Here is a 635-nt window from a genome sequence, read left to right as displayed (position 1 = left end):
GTTTACCACGGTGTGGTTCATGACTGGGGTGAAGTCGTAACAAGGTAGCCGTAGGGGAACCTGCGGCTGGATCACCTCCTTAATTAATAGCACTAAAGACTTTAAAGTGCCCACACAGTTTGTTTTCGAGATAATGAAGAATCCCAACCGTTACTGAGAAGAAGCGGAAAAGATATTCGATCACGATATTGTTGTTGATGTAAATGAGATGTTGTAGTGCATTTCAATAAATGCGTAACCAGTCGCAAATCAAAAAAGGCAAAGTGCATCGAAGCATTTTTGCGAAAGAATTTTTCTTTAATCAAAGTGGGTGTGTACATAAAACGCGCATTAGCTTGAGTAAAGAAAGATATCGAAGTAAAAATGGGTCTGTAGATCAGTTGGTTAGATCGCACCCCTGATAAGGGTGAGGTCGGTGGTTCAAGTCCACCCAGACCCACCATTCTATGGAATTCTTCAAAGGTTTATTCAGATTAAAGTACTTTTACGAGAGTATTTTAATCTGGAGTAACCAGACGTTCATTAAAAATAAGGTAAATAAGAGGTAACACAAGCGTACTTGTATTTGAAGTAAAGCATATGATCTGAGGTAACTGAGATTATATGGTCAAGAAGAGAAGCGCAAACGGTGGATG

Annotated in this window: 1 protein-coding gene, 1 tRNA gene and 1 rRNA gene; 2 read left to right on the top strand and 1 reads right to left on the bottom strand. The window is 39.5% G+C overall.

Features of this window, described 5'->3' with window-relative positions:
* Positions 1-82 (top strand): 16S ribosomal RNA (locus ACWTEW_RS10935); the annotation flags it as partial.
* Positions 83-101: 19 nt separating this feature from the next.
* On the opposite strand, the gene ACWTEW_RS10930 is transcribed toward ACWTEW_RS10935, so the two are convergent.
* The gene (locus ACWTEW_RS10930; RefSeq protein ID WP_454783634.1) at positions 102-320 is read right to left on the bottom strand and encodes a hypothetical protein; all 219 of its coding nucleotides are present in this window, start codon (positions 318-320) and stop codon (positions 102-104) included.
* A gap of 45 nt (positions 321-365) precedes the next feature.
* Between ACWTEW_RS10930 and ACWTEW_RS10925 the strand changes: the two genes are divergently transcribed.
* Positions 366-442, top strand: a tRNA-Ile gene (locus ACWTEW_RS10925).
* Positions 443-635: the final 193 nt, after the last annotated feature.

This window comes from Legionella stuttgartensis, assembly GCF_977063405.2.
This window is presented reverse-complemented; position numbering and strand designations above follow the sequence as displayed.